A 7,455-nucleotide genomic window follows, 5' to 3' on the forward strand; every position below is an offset into this window, starting at 1 on the left:
TAAATTGGTTTCTTTGCATCACCTAGAATAACAAACCCATGAACATCACCGAATCAGAATCTAACTACAACTCGCTTGAAAATATGTCGGTAGCCGACTTGCTGACCAATATTAATAAAGAGGATCAAACGGTTTCGATTGCCGTGCAAAAAGTGATTCCTCAAATCGAAGCTTTGGTAAGCCAAATTGTTCCTCGGATGCAAATGGGTGGAAGGATTTTTTACATTGGCGCTGGCACCAGTGGGCGTTTGGGTGTGGTGGATGCTTCGGAATGCCCTCCTACTTACGGGGTTGAACACGGTGTTGTGGTAGGTATTATTGCGGGTGGTGACACTGCCATTCGTATGGCAGTAGAAAATGCAGAAGACGATGAAAATCAAGCTTGGGAAGACTTGCAAGAACACATCATCAACCATAAAGATACTGTCATTGGAATTGCGGCTTCGGGTAGAACTCCTTATGTAATTGGTGGACTAAAAGAGGCACGGAAAAATGATGTACTCACGGGCTGCATTGTGTGTAACCCAGATAGCCCTGTAGCTTGGGAAGCAGAGTTTCCGATAGAGCCCATTGTAGGGCCTGAGTTTATTACAGGCAGCACACGCATGAAATCTGGTACGGCTCAAAAACTTGTCTTGAACATGATTTCTACTTCGGTAATGATTCAATTAGGCAAAGTGCAAGGCAACAGAATGGTCGACATGCAGCTTTCCAATAACAAGCTGGTAGACCGTGGCACAAGAATGATTATGGAAATGCTCCAAATTGACAGCCCCACTGCTGAAAAGCTACTTAAAACGCATGGCTCTGTCAGAAAGGTGATTGACTTTGTGATGAATCAGGGGTGAAATAAGCCCAAAGCCGTCTGCCTTGGGCCAATGAAGTATTAGAATTGTGTTGTTTTGAACAGATTGTTATTTCACTGCATATCTGAGAATGGTTTTAAGTTTTTCTTCTGCTGTTTTTCTTGGGTCGGAAATATAGATTTCGTGGTGCTGACCATTCATTTCTAGGTCATTTTCCTTCATAAAGGCAAAGATTTTCTCCAACGTTCCGCGCTCGTCATAATATGAACCTACATGCATCGCTTGCACTGATTTACCTTCGTGAATCGACTCGAATTTTAGCTGGTGATCGTTGGCCAGCTTTCCTTCTTTTACTAATTGATCAACCACCACTTTGAACTCCCCTTCCCCAACAAAATCGGGCATACGGAACATGATTTTCCAATACCATTCTTCTTGAGGAGTTTCTTCAAAAGGCAACTCTGCTTCTACCCACCAAAAGGCTTCCATTTTAGGAACGACAAAGTCCATTCCTTCATTTTTATGGAAGAATTTTATACCATACACCAGCTTATATAAATCGTCAATGGCGGCTAAAAAAACGGGGGCGTTTGGCTCGGAGTTGCCTTGAATGGTGATGTACTGATAAGGTTCCAGTTCTACCAACTGAGGATTGGCTTTTGCCTTATAATATTCTGGGTAGACTTCGGTGAGGTTTAATTTCGACATGATCATAGGGTTCTATATTTGGCTTAAAGAATTGATTCTGCATCAAAGTAAATGGCCACTAGTGACAACCCTATGTCAGTAGATTTTAGAAAAGGTTGATTTTTTAAAAAATTATTTAAACTGAATAACACTTCCTCAACTCTTCAATCCGCTCCCTGACCATATCTGTAAGCTTTGCTGGGGAAATGATCTCCACCGCATCAGTTAAAGTGAGCAACCAGCGCGAGGTGTAGTTTAGGCTTGGCGTCAGGAATTTCATCTTGATGTGCGTTTCGCCCACTTCCTCGCTCACAAAACCCTGACTGTATTTTTGCTCCGAAATGTAGCGCGCTACGGTTTTATCAATGTTAATTACTACTTCCTGCAAGTCCGTGCTGTGCGCAATTTCTTCTAAAAACTGACCAAAGCTCGGTTGGTGATCAGTACCGTAGGTTTCATCTAGCTTTTCCAATTTCACTAGGCGATCGACCCGGAAATCTCGAGGGGCTTGCCTCAACCTACAATAAGCCAATAAATGCCATCTGCCTGCGTAAAACACCAATCCAATGGGTTCAATATCTCGGTTCGTAAAGTCACCAGAAAAATTAGAGTAATACCGAAAACGCAATACTGATTTGTCAATCAAGGCCTGTTGAATAGTGGCCAAAAAATTATTGGGAAAGCCTTCTTTTTCAATCTGAGGTAAATGCCGAACCACAATTTGGGATTCGAGCTTTTCTATTTCGTCTTTCTCACTGCTTTTCAACACCGATTTGATTTTCAACATGGCCTCGGTAAAATTCCTTTTAATAGACACATCCGTCTGCCCTTCAATTAGCTTTGCGCCCAACACCAAAGCATTGGCCTCTTGCTGCGTAAACATTACGGGAGGCAGGTGATAACCCTCCATAATGAAATAGCCTTTTCCAGCTTCTGCACCTATGGGTACTCCGGCATCTTCCAAAGCGCGTACATCACGATAAACCGTTCGCAAACTGATATCAAAACGATTGGCAACCTCCTGAGCAGTAACCACTTTCTTAGACTGAAGTTGGATGAGAATTGCAGTAAGTCGGTCGATACGATTCATAAGATATATTGCGCAGGCAAAAAGTTAGTTAAACGAAGATAATAAATGTCGTTCATAAGACACTTTTGAGAAAATCTAATACAATTCACACAAGGTTTTAAAAGACTATTGAGAGCAGAAAATAATCACTATCATTGCCCATCATGTTACTTAACCATTTGATCTTTTTTGGCTGCTGGGCATTGTTTTATACAATACACAGCCTCTTGGCATCAAACGGTTTTAAGAACAAAACCCCATTAAACCCAAGGGCTTACCGTTTGGTTTACAGCATTTTTTCCACCCTCAGTTTTGGTTTTATTTTATTATTAGGCGCCAGTATCTACAGTGGTTTTGTTTTACCACCCAGCCCAGCTACAACGTATTTCGGTTTAATGATAGCAACTTTTGGCCTTTTTGTCATTAAGCGGTCATTTAGAAACTATAGTCTTCGTGTATTTTTAGGCTTTAAAAAAGAAACGTCATCGAAACTCACCCTAAAAAAGGATAAGCTTCAATCTAAAATACGACACCCTTTATACACGGGCACCATCCTACTTTTTCTGGGCTACTTTATTTACAACCCGCTTTTGGTCAACCTTATCAGCTTAGTTGCGCTGCTTGCTTACCTTCCATTTGGCATTCGATTGGAAGAAAAAAAACTCATTCAACAATTTGGGGACGAGTACCTTCAATATAAGAAGGACACCCCCGCACTTTTTCCAAAGATTAAATTCTCATGAAACGACAAACAATTGTAAAGTTAGCTTCTGCTATCGCTATTTCAGGCGTTCTACTGGTCATAGGTACGCTACTTTCTCGCTTAATTTTCCATATTGAAACTTCTGATAAAAACACCCTTCTGATCATTGGTTTTACCATGATGCTTTTGGGCACACTCTGGAAAGTGGTGATGGAAATGAATAACAAAGAGGACTAAAATCTGTTTTTGGAACAAAATCTACCAAGCTTTGTTCTGCTCCTATGCACACCATTGAACCTCATTACGGCTGGTTGAAATACTACAATGTAGCAGAAGACGAGAACTCTCCTTACGATGGAAAAAGCTACAATTTCGATTTGTATTCCGACACCATTTACGGCTACTATATTGATCCGCATTGGGATTTTATGGGTTCGGAGACGCTCTACATAAAAGTCCTTTATGCAGATTACGACCAGGGTTTTATGGTGATCGAATTTATTGGTGAATGGAATGATGCGCTCAACAATGACATCATGCATTTGAAGCGAAATATTGTTGACCACTTCAACCTATTGGGCATTAACAAGTATATACTAATAGGCGAAAACGTACTCAATTTCCACGGCTCTGATGATAGTTATTACGAAGAGTGGTTTGAAGATGTAGAAGACGGCTGGATTTGCGGCATCAACTTCAGGGACTTTGTGGTTGATGAAATGAAAGTCTTCAATATAGACAACTATGTGAATTTTGGTGGCGACCTAGATATTGAAAACTGGCGCACCCTAAAGCCTGACCTCTTATTCGAAAAGATTGATTTGATTATTAGCCGCAGAATTGACCTTACTTGATTTCTTAATTGAGAGCACTTTCTCAATTTTTGGAGGCTCTTCTATATTGACTGGATTGATCTCTGCAATTTGAGAAATAAGGTACCTTCTGTTGTTGGCCAGGTCCAAACACAAAGCTCTGGTTCTTTTTACTTCCAGTTTTCTAAACTTTCTCTTTCTCAAGAAAAACTCCTCACCAATTGCCACCGATTCCAAAATAGGCTGTAAAACCGCGTTGGCATCGTATTGCGCCAAAACCTTCACCAGTTTAGGATCGGCCGCTGTACTGGCTTTAGGGTTCTTCATGTGTTTGGCCAGCACCCGCAATATATCGTCAGGAAAAATGCCCGGGTTAAGCATTGGCAAAATCAATTCCTGAAACTTATTCTTCCATTGAACACCATGAGGTAATTGTCTCGACCGTGGTTTATGCACTACCCTATGCGCCACTTCATGGATGTAGGTAATCAGAAACTGATAAGCGTTCAGGTCTACGTTTACCGTTACCGTATGGGACTGCTCTCGTGGATCGTAGCGGTAATCGCCCAGTTTTGAAAGCCTCTTTCTACTTAGTTTAAATTGAAAAGGGTAAAGTTCCCAAAGCTTAATGCAATACTCGATTGCGGCTTCAGGAACTTTACCCTCCAACTTTGACCTTACATTTTTCACTTATTTCTGTCTGAATACGAGCTTCATTGGTACTCCGTCAAACTCAAAATGCTCTCTTAGTTTATTTTCTAAAAAGCGCTCATATGGCTCCTTAATGTACTGTGGAAGATTACAGAAAAATGCGATAGTTGGTGTTCTTGTTGGCAACTGCGTGACGTACTTAATTTTAATGTGCTTGCCTTTCAATGCTGGTGGTGGGTAATGATCGATTTCGCGAAGCATCACATCATTCAACTTAGAAGTGGTGATTTTACGTTCACGGTTTTCATTCACCTTAACAGCCAATTCAATCGCCTGGAAAATTCTTTGCTTCTCAGTCACCGAAGTAAAAATCTTCGGAATCCAAGTCAGCTGCCCTAGCTTATCGTCTAAATCAGCCGTGAATTTCTTCATGGTATTTGAATCCTTTTCAATCAAATCCCACTTGTTGATCATGAGCATAATGCCCTTGCGGTACTTTATCGCCAGACTAACAAGGTTCATATCTTGCGCTTCCAAACCTCGTTCGGCATCAATCATGATTACACAAACATCTGAATCTTGCAAAGCCTGCAAAGCACGCATTACAGAATAGAATTCAATGTCTTCGTGCACCTTAGATTTCTTTCTAATTCCGGCCGTATCGGTTAGAATGAAATCCTGACCAAATAAATTATAACGTGTATTGATCGAGTCACGCGTAGTTCCAGCTACATCAGTTACTATCGTTCTTTCCTTTCCTAATAAGGCATTGATAAATGAAGATTTTCCAGCATTTGGACGCCCTAAAATTGCGATTTTAGGAATTCCGTCATCCGGCCCTTCTATACCATCTTCTTCAAAATGTTTTACCACTTCATCCAAAAGCTCTCCTGTTCCTGCACCACTGGCGGCAGCAATTGGAAAAATATCTCCCAAACCCAATGCGTAAAAATCATTGGCCATGTAGTGGTAATCGGTGTTATCAGCCTTGTTGGCTACCACCAAAACCGGCTTGCCTAAGCCTCTTACAATTCTAGCAAATTCCTTATCCAGCGGGTTCAAACCAGAATGGCAATCTGTCATAAACAGAATTACAGAAGCTTCACTCATGGCTTCGGCTACTTGAGTTCTGATGGCTCCTTCGAACACATCTTCGGAACCAGTAACATAGCCACCAGTATCAATCACCGTAAAATACTTACCGATCCAATCTGCATAACCGTAGTGTCTGTCGCGGGTAACACCACTTTCATTATCCATAATCGCCTGCCTTCTTTCTACCAAGCGATTGAATAAAGTCGATTTACCTACGTTAGGCCTCCCTACAATTGCAACTATATTTGCCATTTCTATTAATTATCAATTTGTGATTGAGCTTCAAATTAGCTCGTGTAACCAAAGCGTTTTAGTTTCGCTTCCTTTTTTCGCCAGTCTTTCTCTACTTTCACATGGGTTTCAAGAAAGATCTTCTTCCCAAAGAAAATTTCCAAATCTTCTCGTGCTGCCGTACCCACTTTTTTAAGTGATTCACCTTTATGTCCGATCACGATCCCTTTTTGGCTATCGCGCTCTACATAAATATCAGCTGAGATGCGAATAATGTTTTCGTCTTCTTTGAAAGACGTGGTCACCACCTCGCAACTATAAGGGATTTCCTTTTTGTATTGTTTGAATATTTTTTCACGGATCATTTCATCCACGAAAAAACGTTCTGGCTTATCGGTTAAAGTGTCTTTCGGAAAATAAGCGGGGTGCTCTGGCAAATGCTCAATAATTTTCTCGAACACGCCTTCAATTCCAATATTTTCTAAAGCCGAAACCATTACGGTATCATGGAAATCCATGATTTCCTTCCAGTAAGTCACTTTATCCTCTGCCTGAGAGCCCTTTGCCAAATCAATTTTGTTCATCACCAAAATAACTGGCACCTTCACATCCTTCAGGTAATCGATTACTTTTTCACCCTCATACTTCTCGTATAGGTCGGTGACAAATAAAATAAGGTCTGAATCTTCAAATGAACTTGTCACAAAACGCATCATGGTTTCGTGCAGTTCGTATTCTGGCTTAATAATCCCTGGAGTGTCGGAGTAAATGATTTGAAAATCATCCCCGCTCAAGATTCCCATAATACGATGACGGGTAGTTTGCGCTTTTGAGGTGATAATTGAGAGCCTTTCACCCACCATTGCATTCATCAAGGTAGATTTCCCAACGTTGGGTTTACCTATAATGCTCACATAACCAGCCTTGTGCGGACGAATCTCCATGAATTTTCAAATTAGTTCGCAAAGGTACTTGTTTCGAATGGATTTATCACCTACTTTTGTATCCCACTTCAGAATAGCTGAAGGATATATCGCGGGATGGAGCAGTTGGTAGCTCGTTGGGCTCATAACCCAAAGGTCACAGGTTCGAGTCCTGTTCCCGCTACAGAGAAAGAAAAACCTGATCAGGAATGATCGGGTTTTTTTATGCCCTTTGGGTCTTGAGCTAGACACAGCTTCGCTCCGAAGTTTCGGAGCTGTTCCCGCTACAAAAAAAAGGATACTAAGCAATTGGTATCCTTTTTTATTTGGCCTAAACCCTGTGTTTGGCTAACAAATAAGATCACAGGTTCGCCCCGAAACTTCGGGGCTGTTCCCGCTACAGAGAAAGAAAAACCTGATCAGGAATGATCGGGTTTTTTTATGCCCTTTGGGTCTTGAGCTAGACACAGCTTCGCTC

General features: G+C 41.3%; 9 protein-coding genes and 1 tRNA gene. 5 read left to right on the plus strand and 5 right to left on the minus strand.

Features of this window, described 5'->3' with window-relative positions:
* The first annotated feature begins 38 nt into the window (after positions 1 to 38).
* Positions 39 to 848, plus strand: a complete 810-nt coding sequence (murQ, locus tag VOI17_RS17500) for an N-acetylmuramic acid 6-phosphate etherase (protein ID WP_323758522.1) — start codon at positions 39 to 41, stop codon at positions 846 to 848.
* 66 nt (positions 849 to 914) lie between these two features.
* Here murQ and VOI17_RS17505 read toward each other — a convergent pair whose 3' ends face one another.
* Together VOI17_RS17505 and VOI17_RS17510 are read right to left on the minus strand one after the other, a co-directional pair.
* Entirely contained in the window at positions 915 to 1,514 is a 600-nt protein-coding gene (locus VOI17_RS17505; RefSeq protein WP_323758523.1) for a GyrI-like domain-containing protein, read from the minus strand.
* 115 nt (positions 1,515 to 1,629) lie between these two features.
* The gene (locus VOI17_RS17510) at positions 1,630 to 2,583 is read right to left on the minus strand and encodes a YafY family protein (protein ID WP_323758524.1); all 954 of its coding nucleotides are present in this window, start codon (positions 2,581 to 2,583) and stop codon (positions 1,630 to 1,632) included.
* Between the two features lie 143 nt (positions 2,584 to 2,726).
* Here VOI17_RS17510 and VOI17_RS17515 point away from each other — a divergent pair, with 143 nt between their 5' ends.
* Genes VOI17_RS17515 through VOI17_RS17525 form a run of 3 tightly spaced genes read left to right on the plus strand, consistent with a single transcriptional unit; the run spans position 2,727 to position 4,119 of the window.
* Positions 2,727 to 3,305, plus strand: a complete 579-nt coding sequence (locus VOI17_RS17515; RefSeq protein WP_323758525.1) for an isoprenylcysteine carboxylmethyltransferase family protein — start codon at positions 2,727 to 2,729, stop codon at positions 3,303 to 3,305.
* The gene (locus VOI17_RS17520) at positions 3,302 to 3,502 is read left to right on the plus strand and encodes a hypothetical protein (RefSeq protein ID WP_323758526.1); all 201 of its coding nucleotides are present in this window, start codon (positions 3,302 to 3,304) and stop codon (positions 3,500 to 3,502) included. Before VOI17_RS17515 ends, VOI17_RS17520 begins: the two co-directional genes overlap by 4 nt.
* Positions 3,503 to 3,546: 44 nt before the next feature.
* On the plus strand, positions 3,547 to 4,119 hold the full coding sequence (locus VOI17_RS17525; protein ID WP_323758527.1) for a hypothetical protein: 573 nt from the start codon (positions 3,547 to 3,549) through the stop codon (positions 4,117 to 4,119).
* On the opposite strand, the gene VOI17_RS17530 is transcribed toward VOI17_RS17525, so the two are convergent.
* Genes VOI17_RS17530 through era form a run of 3 tightly spaced genes read right to left on the minus strand, consistent with a single transcriptional unit; the run spans position 4,069 to position 6,998 of the window.
* The gene (locus tag VOI17_RS17530) at positions 4,069 to 4,767 is read right to left on the minus strand and encodes a transcription elongation protein SprT (protein ID WP_323758528.1); all 699 of its coding nucleotides are present in this window, start codon (positions 4,765 to 4,767) and stop codon (positions 4,069 to 4,071) included. The two genes, VOI17_RS17525 and VOI17_RS17530, sit on opposite strands and share 51 nt — an antisense overlap.
* Entirely contained in the window at positions 4,768 to 6,075 is a 1,308-nt protein-coding gene (der, locus tag VOI17_RS17535; RefSeq protein ID WP_323758529.1) for a ribosome biogenesis GTPase Der, read from the minus strand.
* 35 nt (positions 6,076 to 6,110) lie between these two features.
* Positions 6,111 to 6,998, minus strand: coding sequence for a GTPase Era (gene era, locus VOI17_RS17540; RefSeq protein ID WP_323758530.1), 888 nt, complete (start codon positions 6,996 to 6,998; stop codon positions 6,111 to 6,113).
* Between the two features lie 90 nt (positions 6,999 to 7,088).
* Here era and VOI17_RS17545 point away from each other — a divergent pair.
* A tRNA-Met gene (locus tag VOI17_RS17545) sits at positions 7,089 to 7,161 on the plus strand.
* Positions 7,162 to 7,455 lie beyond the last annotated feature (294 nt).

The sequence above is a fragment of the Roseivirga sp. genome (assembly GCF_034669765.1).
In the GTDB taxonomy this organism is placed as follows: domain Bacteria; phylum Bacteroidota; class Bacteroidia; order Cytophagales; family Cyclobacteriaceae; genus Roseivirga.